At 43.1% G+C, this 15,207-nt stretch carries 11 protein-coding genes; 10 read left to right on the top strand and 1 reads right to left on the bottom strand.

Annotated features, from left to right (window positions below; translation table 11 throughout):
• Positions 1-205 precede the first annotated feature (205 nt).
• Positions 206-1,702: a peptide MFS transporter gene (locus B0H99_RS12785; protein ID WP_106534070.1), complete on the bottom strand. Its 1,497-nt coding sequence runs from the start codon at positions 1,700-1,702 to the stop codon at positions 206-208.
• Positions 1,703-2,106: 404 nt separating this feature from the next.
• Here B0H99_RS12785 and B0H99_RS12780 point away from each other — a divergent pair, with 404 nt between their 5' ends.
• The 10 genes from B0H99_RS12780 (at position 2,107) to B0H99_RS12735 (ending at position 15,123) form a co-directional block, all read left to right on the top strand.
• A complete protein-coding gene (locus B0H99_RS12780; protein ID WP_106534069.1) occupies positions 2,107-2,463 on the top strand; it encodes a helix-turn-helix domain-containing protein in 357 nt (118 codons plus the stop codon).
• A gap of 200 nt (positions 2,464-2,663) precedes the next feature.
• Complete coding sequence (locus B0H99_RS12775; protein ID WP_106534068.1) at positions 2,664-3,179, top strand: hypothetical protein; 516 nt, start codon at positions 2,664-2,666, stop codon at positions 3,177-3,179.
• Positions 3,180-3,253: 74 nt separating this feature from the next.
• Entirely contained in the window at positions 3,254-4,039 is a 786-nt protein-coding gene (locus tag B0H99_RS12770) for an SDR family oxidoreductase (RefSeq protein WP_106534067.1), read from the top strand.
• A gap of 13 nt (positions 4,040-4,052) precedes the next feature.
• A complete protein-coding gene (locus B0H99_RS12765; RefSeq protein ID WP_219905824.1) occupies positions 4,053-4,535 on the top strand; it encodes a DUF4334 domain-containing protein in 483 nt (160 codons plus the stop codon).
• Between the two features lie 158 nt (positions 4,536-4,693).
• Positions 4,694-6,457, top strand: a complete 1,764-nt coding sequence (gene recQ / locus B0H99_RS12760; RefSeq protein ID WP_106534066.1) for a DNA helicase RecQ — start codon at positions 4,694-4,696, stop codon at positions 6,455-6,457.
• Positions 6,458-6,679: 222 nt separating this feature from the next.
• Complete coding sequence (gene gltB, locus B0H99_RS12755) at positions 6,680-11,266, top strand: glutamate synthase large subunit (RefSeq protein ID WP_106534065.1); 4,587 nt, start codon at positions 6,680-6,682, stop codon at positions 11,264-11,266.
• 63 nt (positions 11,267-11,329) lie between these two features.
• Positions 11,330-12,817 (top strand): glutamate synthase subunit beta, encoded by a 1,488-nt coding sequence (locus B0H99_RS12750; protein WP_106534064.1) that lies wholly within the window; start codon positions 11,330-11,332, stop codon positions 12,815-12,817.
• A gap of 232 nt (positions 12,818-13,049) precedes the next feature.
• Positions 13,050-13,478 (top strand): hypothetical protein, encoded by a 429-nt coding sequence (locus tag B0H99_RS12745; protein ID WP_106534063.1) that lies wholly within the window; start codon positions 13,050-13,052, stop codon positions 13,476-13,478.
• Positions 13,479-13,565: 87 nt separating this feature from the next.
• Positions 13,566-14,471: an HD domain-containing phosphohydrolase gene (locus tag B0H99_RS12740; RefSeq protein ID WP_106534078.1), complete on the top strand. Its 906-nt coding sequence runs from the start codon at positions 13,566-13,568 to the stop codon at positions 14,469-14,471.
• 124 nt (positions 14,472-14,595) lie between these two features.
• Positions 14,596-15,123: a hypothetical protein gene (locus B0H99_RS12735; protein ID WP_106534062.1), complete on the top strand. Its 528-nt coding sequence runs from the start codon at positions 14,596-14,598 to the stop codon at positions 15,121-15,123.
• The last annotated feature ends 84 nt before the right edge of the window (positions 15,124-15,207 follow it).

The following is a 15,207-nucleotide window of genomic DNA, read 5'->3' as shown; positions in this document are numbered from 1 at the left end:
TGGTCGTGGGGGATGACAAGATCATAAAGGGCGGCATAAGGACTGGGTTTCATGGACGGTCTGTCTGGCATCATGGTTATCCCTCCTTGAAGTTAAAACCAGTATACAACAAAAAAAGCACCAAATTTCTAAAATCAGAAATTTGATGCTTTTTCTTAGGGTTTTTCAGTGGCCTCAGAATCTCTCGACAGCCTTTTTTTATTTGTTATCGTACGCCCTTCATAAAGCGCTGGATTGTTGGAGAAGCAAAATACAAGACAATACTTAAAACGATAGAAGCTCCGCCGATCAATCCAAAATACATCATTTCATTTTCAGGCGTATAGAATTTCACCAGTTGCGCATTGATGGCCTGGGCAGCTGCATTTGACAGGAACCATAAGCTCATTGCTTGCGCTGAAAATGCAACAGGAGCCAATTTGGTTGTCGCAGATAAACCGACAGGCGATAAGCATAATTCGCCGAGAACAACAATCAAGTAACTAAGTACAAGCCATAAAGGATTGACTAATGTGTTTGAACCGCCAAAGTAAGCTGGCAGCAAAATGACCAGGAATGACAAACCGGCAAACAGCAACCCGAGTGAAAATTTTTGTGGAATGGACGGTTGGCGGCTGCCAAGTCGTACCCAAAGCCAAGCAAATACAGGAGCCAGTGTAATAATAAATAACGGATTCAATGATTGGAACCAAGCAGGGGAAATCGTAATGCCTGCGAATGATAAATCTGTCCGCGTGTCCGCATAAGCGGCAAGAATTGTTGACCCCTGCTCTTGGATCGCCCAGAACATCACTGATGCAATGAATAGCGGAATATACGCCAAGATGCGTGAGCGTTCAACTTCAGATGTCTTTTTGCTGCGGTACATAACAATAAAGTAAATAGTAGGGATTAAAATTCCCAGAACACCGACCGTGGCGATAAAGCTGTCAAATGTTAAAAAGCCGTATTGGATGCCAAAGTAAACGATGGCAGCAAGAGCAATAGCGCTGCTAATGAAGATTTTGATGAAGTTTTTCTTTTCAGCAGCAGACAAGGGACTGGCAATTACAGTGCCTGCAAGTCCAAGGTTTTTCTTTTTGGTAACAATAAACACGATAAGACCAAAGAGCATGCCGACTGCAGCAATGGCGAAACCGAGATGGAAATCGATATCCATACCTACTTTGCCGACAATTAATGGAGAAAGAAATGCGCCGAGATTGATTCCCATATAGAAAATGCTGAAGCCGGCATCGCGGCGTTCATCTTTTTCCGCGTAGACTTCACCAACAATACTGGAGACATTGGGTTTTAACAATCCTGTACCAAGGACTATCAACACCATTGAAACGAAAAACATGGACAGACTGCCTGGAATTGCCAATGCGATATGCCCAAGCATGATTAAAATACCACCATAGAAGACGGCCTTCGAAGTACCAAACACTCTATCGGCCAGCCAGCCTCCAATAATTCCGGACATATAAACCAAGGAACCGTAAATGGACATGATTGACAGTGCAAGCGTCTGGTCTAGTCCCAGTCCTCCCTGGGAAAGTTCGTAGTACATATAATATACAAGAATGGCTCTCATACCATAGTATGAAAACCGCTCCCAAAATTCTGTGAAGAATAATGTGAATAGTCCTTTAGGATGCCCGAAAAACCCTTTTTGCGGTACGCTGTTCACGATATCATGCTTTGTATAATGGTCAGACATTGTGCAACCTCCTTTTAATTTATATTAATATAATACTTTTTCTGGAATTGAAAATCAAAAATAATTTAAAAAATGAGTAAATAGTGGTTATTAAAGAGTAAATTTAAATTGTTTTAAAAATAGTAATTATTTAAAATGCTTTTTTAAAAAAGTTATAATCCATTTTACTTAACTTAAAGATAAAAAAAACGTTCTAAATTTAAGTCCAGCACAAGTAAAAAGAAAATAAATTGCAATATATATTATAAAAAAGTTAAATATTTACAATAAATTACATAATATAACTTTTTTTAACTAAATATTCACATTTTTTAAAAAGTATTATATAAATATATTGTGTTTATGCAGTGCATGCAGTATATTTTAAATAGTTAGAATTTTATAAAGAGAAAGCGGGAAAAGATATGGAATTATTAGCTGAAAAAATCAAAGGTCTTAGAGAACAGCAAGGGATGTCAGTGGAGGCTTTAGCTGAAGAATTAGGATTTGCGAAAAGTACAGTATGGGCATACGAGAGTGGCAAGAAACAAGTATCTGTCAGCCACCTTGCAATTATAGCTGATTATTTTAACGTCTCGGTCGATGGTTTGCTAGGACGTGTTGAACGAACTTTCAATGTAAATATACAAAATTCTTCTATATTAAATGAATATACTTTCTTATTAGATGACAAGCCATTAGATCAAGCAGAAATTGCAGAAGCCGCTTCTTATATCCAAGTCAAACGCCGGATGGGAAGCTATGGATCAACTTCGGTTTAAAGCGTCTCATTGCTTATTAGGAAAACGTGCCCGCCTCTGTTAATAGAGGCGGTTTTTTATTTATTTGATTCCTGTGTCCACCTGTATTAAGCAGGAGATTAGCAGGCGGATAAAGAAAACAATAAAACGACTATGCATAAAATTTCATGAGACAAATCCTATTAATTATTTTTATTTCTTCATTAAGAGCAGGTGATGTTATGGACAGATATGTATTATATGAAACTTATCGGTTGGGGATGTTAATTGGACATATCGAACCTGCAAAGTTTATAGAAGAAATCGATGAATTTATTGCTGCTACGGCGATTGAAGAAATTCCGCATGTTTTTTATGTGTTGTCACTGGCAAGCAATCGGAGGGTGATGATCGAGTTGTTGACGGATCTATCAAAAGGCGTGGACGAAGAATTGCCGAGCTTTATTGTTGCCGGGCTTTTGCATCGTGACCAGGACCGTTATACAGTCGAGGAACTTTACCATAAAATTGGGTTGCTGGCATCTTTGTTATCTGATCCTGATGGAGATGTGGCAGTGGAGTTCAGAGAGTTGAAGGAAGCATATGATGCAGCGCAAAAAGCCTACAGCCTCCGCTTCAAGCGGAAGAAAGCGAGAGAACGGATGCTTGCTAAAAATGAAAAAACTTTAAAAGATGCTTTGCAAAAATATGCGAGATATGCGGAAGAATTTGAAACAAGAGATTGGTGGCTCAGTTAACTCGGCATTGTTTAACTCGTCTGCCTAAGGGAAGTAAAGGGGGAGAAGTAATAAGTTAACAGGAGGCAGATTTGATGAGCAAAACGATTTTTATTACCGGAGCTGGAAGCGGTCTTGGAAAAGGTAAGGCAATCGGACTGGCCAAACAAGGGCATCGTGTGATTGCACCGGTGGAAATAGCATCGCAAGTCACGTCGTTAAGGGAATCGGCAAAGGCGGAAGGAGTGGAGCTTGAAGTATTCAAAATGGATATTACAAATCCGCGAGACCTTCTGCAGATGCTTGAATATGACTTTGACATATTTGTCGCAAACGCGGCAATCAATGAAGGCGGACCACTTGGAGAAGTGCCGATGGCCAATTTCCGGAAGTTGTTTGACGTAAATGTATTCGCGACACTTGAAACCGCTCAAATAGCCGCAAAGAAATTTGTGGAAAAGCGGAAAGGAAAAATCATATTCCTATCTTCAATGGCCGGAATTATGGCAACGCCTTATGTGGGTCCGTACACCGCCACAAAGCATGCCATTGAAGCAATTGCGACTACGATGCAAAAAGAGCTGGTTGAATTCGGTGTACAAGTCGCCACAATTAATCCAGGTGCTTTCGCTACAGGATTTAATGACCGAAGCGCCGAGGCAAAGTGGAAATGGTATGACGAAAACGTTCACTTCACGAAAAAAGATAGTATGGCTGAAGGGGATAAAGCACTTGAACAACAGTACGATCCTGCTGATATGATTGCGAAAATGGTTGAAATTATTCCGTTGGATTCCCATAAATTCCGGACGGCTTTTCCATCGGAAACGGAACAGCAGATGAAGGAAGAAGAAGCGAAACGCTGGGAAATGGAAATTTGAAGGAGTGGTTAAGGTGAACCGTGAAACAGAAATCCAACGCATCCTCGAGCAAGGAAAAACGGATTTGCACACGGCCTGCCGAATATTCGACGCATGTGAAACGACCGGTCTGGAAACGATGATTGGTACCTGGAGGGGGCGGGAGTTCCATACAGGCCATCCTTTAGACGGGGTATTAAAAAAACTGAACTGGTACGGCAAGGCATTTCACGATGCAGAAAATGTAGATCCTTTGTTATTTGAAGGGAAAAAAGGAAATGTGTTTGCGGTAGATCCGGTACCGCTGCTGGACAAGCGAAAGCTTATAAAAGCGGTTGGCGGGAAGGCACGCATGCGCATGATGGAATATCGCGGAGCCATGACTGCGACAATGATTTACGATAACTTGCCGATACATGACCATTTTCGGAAAGTGCACGACGGTTTGCTTTTTTGCATGATGGATTGGAAAACGGACAAACAGCCTTATTTCTTCCTACTGGAAAAAGTGGTATAAAAACTGCCCGACTCGTCGGGCGGTTTTTTAGTTTGAGTTGAATTTTGGAGAAAAGTTCGAAAGTCCTGAATTCCACTTTATCGGTTTTGGAGAAAGAAAAAGCAGGACAAAATGTGGTAAGCTGATGTATACGAAAGAAGTTTTAGGAGTGTTTAATTTTGTTGGAAGAAGCAAAAAAATTACTGCAGTCGTATTTCGGCTATGAAGCCTTCCGGACTGGCCAAGAACAAGCGATTTCGCAAGTTTTCGAGGGGCATAATTCGATTTGTGTGATGCCGACTGGCGGTGGAAAGTCAATGTGCTACCAAATTCCGGCTCTTGTAATGGAAGGGACGACAATCGTTATTTCCCCGCTTATCTCCTTGATGAAAGATCAAGTGGATGCACTAACGGCGGCTGGCATTCCGGCTGCTTATATCAACAGTTCGCTCGGTTTTGAAGAAGTCCGAGAAACTCTCCATAATGTGCAGCAAGGGACAGTCAAGTTGCTGTACATTGCTCCAGAACGGCTTGACTCCCAAATTTTTTTGGATGAATTACAGGGAGTTCATGTGCCGTTAATTGCAGTGGATGAAGCGCATTGTATTTCACAATGGGGCCATGATTTTCGTCCAAGCTACCGGTTGATTAGCCGGATGATGGAACTTTTCCCGAATAATCCAACGGTGCTGGCGCTTACTGCGACTGCGACACCGCAAGTCCGGGATGACATTTGCCGAATCTTAGGTATCGATAAAGAACATACGGTCATGACTGGATTCGAACGTGCGAACCTCACATTTTCGGTAGTGCGTGGACAAGACCGGGAACGATTTGTAAAAGATTATGTGGAAAAAAATAAAAAAGAAGCGGGCATCATTTATGCTGCGACCCGTAAGACCGTCGATTCGGTATATGAAATGCTGTTGAAAAAAGGCATTAAAGCGGCAAAGTACCATGCAGGTATGCCGGATGAAGAACGTAAAATCGGACAGGAACGCTTTTTGAATGATGAAGTGACGGTCATGGTCGCGACCAATGCTTTTGGCATGGGAATCGACAAATCGAATATTCGCTACGTCATTCATTACCAGTTGCCGAAAAACATGGAAAGTTATTATCAGGAAGCAGGACGTGCGGGGCGGGATGGGTTGCCAAGTGAATGTATTGTTTTATATGCCTCTCAGGATGTCCAGACCCAACGCTTTCTAATCGACCAAGCACAAGACCAAAGCCGTATTCCCGGTGAACTTGTAAAACTTCAAGGAATGATTGACTATTGCCATACGGAAAACTGTTTGCAGCAATTCATCATTTATTATTTCGGCGATACCGATGCTGAGCCGTGTGGACGGTGTGGAAACTGTCTGGATGAAAGGGAAAGCCTGGACGTTACAAAAGATGTCCAAATGGTATTATCCTGTGTTGTCCGGATGGGGCAAAAATTTGGCAAGATGCTGACGGCTCAAGTGCTGACTGGTTCACGCAATAAAAAAGTGATTGAATTCGGTTTTGATAAACTGTCGACGTACGGCATTTTGAAACATCAAAGCACGAAAGAAGTGTCTAACTTGATGGAATTTATGATTTCACAAGATTTGTTGGCTGTTGAGCAAGGGGCCTATCCAACGATTTATGTTCCGGATGGCGGGCGGGACGTGCTGCTTGGAAAAAGGCAGGTGCTCCGTAAAGGAGCGGTTGTCACCAAACAACTCTCGGAAAATGATCCGTTGTTTGAAGAGCTGCGGAAAGTTCGGAAGGAATTAGCGGACGAAGCGGGAGTGCCGCCGTTTGTCATTTTCTCGGATAAGACTTTGCAAGATATGTGTTTACGCAGGCCTCAAACACCTGCCAGCTTTTTGGAAGTCAATGGAGTAGGCGCCAATAAACTGGAGAAATACGGAGACGCCTTTTTAGAGGCGATCCGGTCATATGAAAAGTGAAACCTTAATAATTATGCATAAAAAACCCTATTTGCGAATAGGGTTTTTTTATTAAATAAAATACAGGGGATAGGACTTAGAAGCGCAATTAATCAAGGTTTTATTGAAAGCGTTTACATTAAATTTTTTATAAATTTTGTTATTTCACTTTTATATTTATTCAAAATCTGTGATATACTATTCAAAATTAAAATACTTTACTGAACTAAAGGAGGCGATTTGATGAAGAAGAAAGAGTATCCCGTCCGTCAGGGGCTTTACCATCCAGATCAAGAGCATGAAGCGTGTGGCATAGGAATGATTGCTAATATAAATGGTGAAAAATCGCATTCAATCGTACAAAACGCGATTAATATACTGTGTAATCTTGAACATCGAGGAGGCCAGTCTTCCGATACCAGTACAGGCGACGGGGCGGGAATTCTTACGCAAATCCCTCATCGTTTTTTCTTGAAACAATGTGAGAAAGAAGGCATCAAGCTTCCGGATGAAGGAAAGTATGGCGTCGGTATGGTCTTCATGCCGCAAGACTATGATCTGAGAATGAAAGCGAAAAAAATTGTTGAACGAATTACTGCCGAAGAAGGACAAGGTTGCTTGGGATGGCGTGCGGTTCCGGTAAATGATGCGTTTGTCGGTAAAGTGGCACAAAAAACCAAACCGGTTATACGCCAAATATTCATAAGCTCAGCGGAAGAACTTGCAGACCGAAAAGCTTTTGAGCGGAAACTGTATATCATCCGCAAGCGGATTGAGCAGGAAATGACAGGAAAAGAAGAATTTAAAGATGTGTATTTCAGCAGCTTGTCAGCTGGAACAATCGTTTATAAAGGAATGCTCATTCCAGAACAATTGGATTCATTTTATATCGATCTTAATCACCCTGAATTCAAATCAGCATTGGCACTCGTGCATTCCCGCTTTAGTACCAATACGTTCCCGAGCTGGCAGCGTTCCCACCCGAACCGCTACTCGATCCACAATGGGGAATTCAATACACTGCGCGGAAATGTAAACTGGATGAGAGCACGCCAAGCGATGTGCAGTTCACCATATTTCAACGAAAAAGATCTGCAGAAAGTTCTGCCGGTCATTGATGAAACAGGCAGCGATTCTTCGATGTTCGATAACTGTTTTGAATTTCTGCACTTGTCAGGACGCTCTCTTGCCCACACCGCCATGATGATGGTGCCTGAACCTTGGGTGAACGACCCGACAATCAAGCAGGAGAAAAAGGACTTCTATGAATTCCACAGCACTTTAATGGAACCTTGGGATGGTCCAGCCGCTTTGGTCTTTACAGACGGGAAGCAAATTGCTGCATGCCTTGACCGCAATGGTTTGCGGCCGGCACGTTATTATGTAACAAAAACAGGCATGATTGTCCTTGGTTCAGAAGTTGGAGCGTTGGATATTTTTGCGGACGATATTGTCTATAAAGACCGCCTGCAGCCAGGCAAGATGCTAGTGGTCGATTTAGAAGAAGGAAAAATCATTCCAGATGAGGAAATAAAATTGCAGATTGCTGCAGAATTCCCTTACAAAGACTGGGTTGAAAACAATATGGTCAACTTGGAAGATCTTCCGGAACCTGCATCAAAACTGAGTTATGACGTAACGGAAGAGTTGCTGGAACAGCAACAGGCTTTTGGTTATACCACAGAAGAATTGCAAAAAATCATCAAACCACTGGCAACCGAAGGGAAAGATCCGGTCGGTTCAATGGGCTATGACTCACCGCTTGCTGTACTGTCGAAAAAGCCGCAGCTTCTCTACAATTACTTCAAGCAATTGTTTGCTCAAGTTACGAATCCGCCGTTGGATGCCATAAGGGAGCATATCATTACTGCTGCGCGTACAACAATCGGCGCCGAAGGGAATCTGGTTCAGCCAGGACAGGAAAGCAGCTGCCATATTCGCTTGGAAACGCCAATCTTAACAAACCATCAATTAGAGGCAGTGCGCCAACAGAAGCTTAAAGAGTTCAAAGCCGTGACCTTGCCGATTTTGTTCCGGGCTGCTGGCGGACATGAAGCTATGGAACAGGAATTAGAGTTGCTGTTTGAGCAAGCGGACGCTGCACATAAGGATGGAGCGACTTTGATTATCTTGTCAGACCGTGGAGTGAACCGTGAATTTGCGGCCATTCCGGCACTGCTGGCTGTATCAGGCTTGCATCATCATTTGATCCGAAAAGGGGTACGGACAAAAGTCAGCCTGCTCCTTGAGTCGGCGGAACCGCGGGAAGTGCACCATTTTGCGGCACTTCTCGGCTATGGCGCTGAAGCCATTAATCCTTATTTGGCGTTCCGATCTATCGAAGATCTTGTTGCAATTGAAGATATCGTCGGTTTTACGTATGAAGAAGCGGAAAAAACCTACGTTAAGGGTGTCACCGATGGAATTGTGAAAGTATTATCGAAAATGGGGATATCCACAATCCAGAGTTATCGCGGCGCCCAGATTTTTGAAGCAGTCGGTATCCACATGGATGTTATCGACAAATACTTTACCCGTACGTCATCGCGTCTTGGCGGCATCGGCATTGATATCATTGCCAAAGAAGTACTGATGCGCCATGCACAAGCATACCCTGAACGGGACGGAGGAAACCGCGCGCTTTATGCGGGAGATGAATTCCAATACCGTGAAAAAGGCGAGGATCACCAATACAATCCAGTCACGATTCATACGCTTCAACAGGCTTGCCGCACCAATAATTACGAAGCGTTCCAAAAATACACGAAATTGCTGACGGATGAAAAAGCTAACCTGCAGTCGATCCGCGGCTTATTGTCCTTCAAAGAACGGACGCCTGTACCGATTGAAGAAGTGGAATCGATCGAGGAAATTTGCGCCCGCTTTAAAACAGGTGCCATGTCTTACGGATCCATCAGTTCGGAAGCTCATGAAGCACTGGCGATCGCCATGAACAGCATTGGCGGAAGAAGCAATTCCGGAGAAGGCGGCGAACAGCCATCGCGCTTTACGTTAGATGAAAATGGCGATAATCGCCGAAGCGCCATCAAGCAAGTGGCATCAGGCCGATTTGGGGTAACTAGCCACTATCTTGTTAATGCTGATGAAATCCAGATTAAAGTGGCACAAGGGGCAAAGCCGGGAGAAGGCGGTCATTTGCCGGGCAAAAAAGTTTATCCTTGGATTGCGGAAGTACGGGGGTCTACACCAGGAGTGGAATTGATCTCGCCGCCTCCTCACCACGATATCTATTCCATTGAGGATTTGGCGGAGCTGATTTTTAACTTGAAGAATGCCAATCCGTCCGCTCGTATCAGTGTCAAGCTTGTTTCAGCGGTGGGAGTCGGCACAATCGCTGCTGGTGTAGCAAAAGGCCGTGCAGATGTTGTATTGATCAGCGGCTATGACGGCGGAACCGGAGCAGCGCCTAAAACTAGTTTGAAACATACCGGCTTGCCTTGGGAAATCGGACTTGCGGAAACGCACCAGACACTGCTATTGAATGGTTTGCGCGACCGTATTGTTGTGGAAACGGATGGCAAGATGATGACCGGCCGCGACGTTGTGACAGCGGCTCTTCTTGGAGCGGAAGAATTCGGTTTTTCTACTGCGCCGCTTGTAGTGCTTGGCTGTGTCATGATGCGTGTCTGCCATTTGGATACTTGTCCGGTCGGCATTGCTACACAGAATCCGGAGCTGCGCAAAAAGTACATGGGTAATCCGGAACATGTTGCTAATTTCATGCGCTTTATCGCAAGGCAAACGCGCGAATTGATGGCGGAGCTTGGTTTCCGCACGATCAATGAAATGATTGGCAGAACGGATGTCCTTGAAGCGAATAAGGCTGTGAATCACTGGAAAGCTGGGGGTCTGGATTTGTCCGCGCTTCTTTATCAGCCGGATCTTCCGGAAAGTGTCGGCCGTTATGCCACCATCAAACAAGATCACGGCTTAAAACAGACGCTCGATTATCAAGAACTGTTGCCTCGCAGCAAAAAAGCGATCGAATCGGGCGAGCGGGTAGAAGTAACAACGGCCATTCGCAACATTCACCGGGCAACGGGAACCATTATCGGCAGTGCCATTTCCAAGCGATACGGGGCGGAAGGATTGCCTGAAGACACCATCAATTTCAACTTCCAAGGATCAGCAGGACAAGCATTTGGTGCTTTCATTCCAAAAGGGATGACATTGAAGCTGATTGGTGACGCCAATGACTTTGTGGGCAAGGGCTTGTCTGGAGGGAAAATCATTGTCTATCCGGCAAGTGATTCGACGTTCATTCCTGAGAAGAACACTATTATTGGAAACGTGGCCTTTTACGGGGCATCTTCTGGTGAAGCCTATATTTATGGAGTAGCTGGCGAGCGTTTTGCGGTCCGTAACAGCGGCGCCGATATTGTTGTTGAAGGCGTCGGCGATCACGGTTGTGAATATATGACGGGCGGCCGTGTTGCGATTCTTGGCAAAACCGGGAAAAACTTTGCGGCGGGTATGTCTGGCGGTGTTGCATATGTGCTTGACGAAGATGGAACATTCCCAGTACGCTGCAATCCGGAATTGGTTCATTTGCAGCCTCTTGCAGAACCTGCAGAAATCGAAGAGTTACGAAATATGATCGAAAAATACTCGCACTACACAAATAGCAAGAATGCTAAACGGATTTTGGAGCATTGGGAGATATTCTCTGCTAAATTCGTTCGGGTTATTCCAAAAGCGTATTTGAAAATCAATGACCGCATCAACAAACTGCAAAGCAGCGGCATGACAAAAATGGATGCTGAAATGGCAGCGTTCGAAGAAAGCAAAATGGCTGGAGCTGGGAAATAAAAGAACTTCTTTGGAGATTGCACTTTAGCTCTTTTAAAAGCTAGATTGAAATGGGGGGATATAATGGGAAAAGCGACTGGTTTTATGGAATACAATCGCCAGACATTCAAAGAGCGCAGTCCAGCAGAGCGGACTAAGGATTGGAACGATTACTCAGTGCCGTTGTCGGAGCAAGAAGTACAGGAACAGGGTGCCCGTTGTATGGATTGCGGCGTGCCAACGTGCCAATCAGGCATGGAAATAGACAGAACGACTACTGGCTGTCCGGTTTATCACCTGATTCCGGAATGGAATGACCTCGTATACCGTGGGCAATGGAAAGAAGCACTGCGCCGTGAACATGTAATGAACAATTTTCCTGAGTTCACGGGGCTTGCTTGTCCCGCCCCTTGTGAAAGTGCATGTGTTTTGGGAATTAATGAGCCGCCAGTAGCCATTAGAACGATTGAACGTTCAATTATCGAAAGAGGATTTGCAGAAGGCTGGGTTATTCCAGAACCACCGAAAACCCGAACTGGCAAAAAAGTTGCCGTCATCGGTTCAGGTCCTGCAGGTCTAGCAGCCGCCGCTCAATTGAATAAAGCTGGCCATTTGGTCACTGTTTTCGAAAGAAGCGATCGAGTGGGTGGATTGTTGACTTACGGAATTCCGGAGATGAAACTTTCTTATGACGTAGTCAAACGCCGTGTCGATATTTTAGAGCAAGAAGGCATCACTTTCCAAACAAATACGGAAGTAGGGAAAAACTATCCGGTCTCGGCATTACGCTCAGATTTTGATGCGGTTATTATGTGTACAGGCGCAACAGTCCATCGTGATATTAAAGTAGAAGGCCGAGAGCTTAAAGGCGTCGAATACGCAATGGATTTCCTTCATACAAGCACAAAAAGTTTGCTGGATTCGAATTTGGAAGATGGCAACTTTATTTCAGCGGAAGGAAAAGATGTTATTGTAATTGGAGGCGGAGATACAGGCACGGATTGCTTGGCAACTGCTGTACGCCAAAACTGCAAGAGTCTAGTCCAATTTGATGTCTATGATAAAAAAGGGGCAATCCGCGATGAAGTAGGAAACCCTTGGCCGCAATATCCGCAAATCCATCGGGTCGAATACGGCCAAAAAGAAGCAGCAGCTGTTTTTGGGGAAGATCCAAGAGCTTATGCCGTGATGACGAAGAAATTTGTCGGCGATGAAGATGGAAATGTAAAAGAAGTCCATACAGTCAATGTAAAATTGAAAATCGACGAACAGGGCAACCGCATCCGGGAAGAAATTCCTGGCACAGAAAAAGTATGGAAAGCGGACCTTGTGCTTTTAGCGATAGGATTCAGCGGTCCTCAACAACACCTTATTCAGCAATTGAATGTAGAAACTGAAGCTAATTCCACTGTTAAAGCGGAATACGGAAAATATACGACCAATGTGGAAGGGGTCTTCGCAGCGGGAGATATGCGCCGCGGCCAAAGCTTAATTGTCTGGGCGATAAACGAAGGACGCGAAGCTGCCCGTGAATGCGACCGTTTTCTCATGGGAGAAACTATACTGCCTTAAAGAGAACCAGGATAACTTCCTGGTTCTTTTTTAGAAAAACGGGATAAAACTATTATTCTGCTCTAAATTAAGAGAATATTTAGAAATAAGTTGTTCTTTATACCTAGTTCCTATATACTAATGATGAGTGAGGCAAGTTTTTGATATCCAAATAAAGACAATAAGGAAAATTTTGTTTTGATTCAAAAAAACATTGCATTCGCTACATCAAAGGAACTCAGGGAGGAAAAACATGTTTAAGAAAAGTTTTGTTGCTGTATTATTTTCTATTATTCTTGCTGTGATGGCCAGTACTTCAGTATTTGCAGAAGAACCAGCCAGTCCAGAGGTTGAAAAAACGTTAGTGAAGATTGAACAAACTAATAACAAGATTCATGCTGAAGTGGAAAAGACTCAAGTGAAAGCACAAGTTATGTACGAAAAATACCTTGAGAAATCAAATAACGAACAGGATGCTGCAAAGAAAAAGCAGTTGGCTAAAGAATACAATGAAGCTGCTAATGAGTTGATTGCCAAATTAGATGAAAAAACGCAAGAAATGACCCGTAAAGGAGTCGAAAAAGCAACTGCAGCTGGAATTAAAGTAGAAGTCGAGTGGGTTCTATTCCAATTTGCTGACCGTGAAGCTTACATTGATCCAATTATGGTAATTAGTTGGTAATTTCTTAGGAGCATTAGTTAGTGCGTATATAAATACTGTGCTAAAGTGAGTTTTTATATGCGCGTTGTTTTGGAAGGAAGTGCATTCATGAGAGGTTTAAGTATACTGAGAAAAGGATCTCTTGAAACAGTTAATAATGATTCAACGTCTCTAAGTTTACTTGGCCGTGGCAGCGGTATTGAAATGATGAAGCAATCTGTTCTCAAAGATACAATATTTATTCTATATCCAAGTGATGATGCTGACGTTCAGGAATTCTTTTATATATTAAATGGAGAAGTTGAAACGGAATTAGACGGAGAAAAAATTGAACTTGGTTCCGGTGATTTTTTTTCCGCTAATAATTTAGAATCTACTGTCCAGTTTATTGCAAAAACTGATGTAAATTTTTTATCTGTTTCTACTGCGCCTGTGTTTCATTATCTGAGCAGTGTAATTAATGCTTTACGAAAAATTGGAGAAGCTGTAGAAAGAAAAGATCCATATACCTTTCAACATAGTGCACGTGTTGCGCATTATGCTGTAAAAACTGCTTTAAATATGAAGTTGAGGAAAGAGCGAATGGATAATTTGTTTATTGCGTCTATCCTCCACGATATTGGAAAAGTTAACATCCCTGAAGAAGTTCTAAAAAAACCTTCAAAACTAACAGAAGAAGAATTTGCCTTAGTAAAAAAACATCCAGGAGATGGTGCTGCCATGATACGCGAAACCGCTTATGCTGATTTGGCAGATATTGTGGAGCAGCATCATGAGCGTATAAATGGCAGCGGTTATCCGTTCGGTCTAAAAGATGAAGACATTTTATTGGAAGCGAAAATCATTGGAGTAGCTGATACGTTTGATGCCATGACAGAAGACCGAGCTTATCGGAAAGCCTTTTCTCCTGAATATGCGATGGACGAGCTAAAACGGCTTGCTGGCATTCAATATGATGAAGAAGTTGTAAATGCTTTTGAGAAAGTTTTATACCAAGAAGGAAAACTCACCTAAGAATATCTTCACCTCAGACACCTTAACTTAATTTAAAGGTGTCTTTTATTTATACATGTTTAAAAACATCAACATTGGTCAATACTAAAACCATAGTGTAAACAAATTTGAGGAGGAGATTGGTATGGCTAGAAATAGCGGTGGTGGATTATTCAGCAAACTTGTGTTATTAGGTTTAGGTGCAGCAATTGGTGCAGCTATGACACAGCAAAAGACCAATACAGATGGAACTACAACTTCCCAAGCAAGCAACTTGAAAGAGAACGTTAAAAAAGGGTTGGATCGCTTTAACGAACAATCAGGCGGCATGGTTGATAAGGTGAAGCCAGGAGTATCAAAAGCGGTCGAAGCAGTTAAAAGCGCAATTGATAGCCAGCAAAAAATGATGGACAAAGAAAAAGATATGCTGGATAAAGCGAACCAGACGCTTCAAGATGATGTCGGCGGTTCTTCAAGCACAGATGCGAGCAGCTCAACTACCGGTACTTCAACTGGGACGTCTTCCACTTCCAAAACAGATACGACTACACCGAGTGGTGGAATCTACGGCGGCAGCACAGCATACACAGAGTCGTTGAAGAAAGATCTTTCGGATGATGATTCTTCAACTGGAAGCAATTCTTCTTCGAATAAATCTACATTTGATAAATAAAATAAGATATACTGAATATTAAGAAAAAGCTATCGCTCGTACGCTAAAGAGCTTTAGCTTTTTTCTCTATATACCGTTGTTTGA

Source organism: Planomicrobium soli, assembly GCF_003014655.1.
Classification (GTDB): Bacteria; Bacillota; Bacilli; order Bacillales_A; family Planococcaceae; genus Planococcus; species Planococcus soli_B.
This window is presented reverse-complemented; position numbering and strand designations above follow the sequence as displayed.

Excerpts from the sequence above, each read along its gene's own strand:
- B0H99_RS12785 (WP_106534070.1), bottom strand. The coding sequence starts at position 1,702 with ATGTCTGACCATTATACAAAGCATGATATCGTGAACAGCGTACCGCAA.
- B0H99_RS12780 (WP_106534069.1), top strand. The coding sequence starts at position 2,107 with ATGGAATTATTAGCTGAAAAAATCAAAGGTCTTAGAGAACAGCAAGGG.
- B0H99_RS12775 (WP_106534068.1), top strand. The coding sequence starts at position 2,664 with ATGGACAGATATGTATTATATGAAACTTATCGGTTGGGGATGTTAATT.
- B0H99_RS12770 (WP_106534067.1), top strand. The coding sequence starts at position 3,254 with ATGAGCAAAACGATTTTTATTACCGGAGCTGGAAGCGGTCTTGGAAAA.
- gltB (WP_106534065.1), top strand. The coding sequence starts at position 6,680 with ATGAAGAAGAAAGAGTATCCCGTCCGTCAGGGGCTTTACCATCCAGAT.
- B0H99_RS12750 (WP_106534064.1), top strand. The coding sequence starts at position 11,330 with ATGGGAAAAGCGACTGGTTTTATGGAATACAATCGCCAGACATTCAAA.
- B0H99_RS12745 (WP_106534063.1), top strand. The coding sequence starts at position 13,050 with ATGTTTAAGAAAAGTTTTGTTGCTGTATTATTTTCTATTATTCTTGCT.
- B0H99_RS12740 (WP_106534078.1), top strand. The coding sequence starts at position 13,566 with ATGAGAGGTTTAAGTATACTGAGAAAAGGATCTCTTGAAACAGTTAAT.
- B0H99_RS12735 (WP_106534062.1), top strand. The coding sequence starts at position 14,596 with ATGGCTAGAAATAGCGGTGGTGGATTATTCAGCAAACTTGTGTTATTA.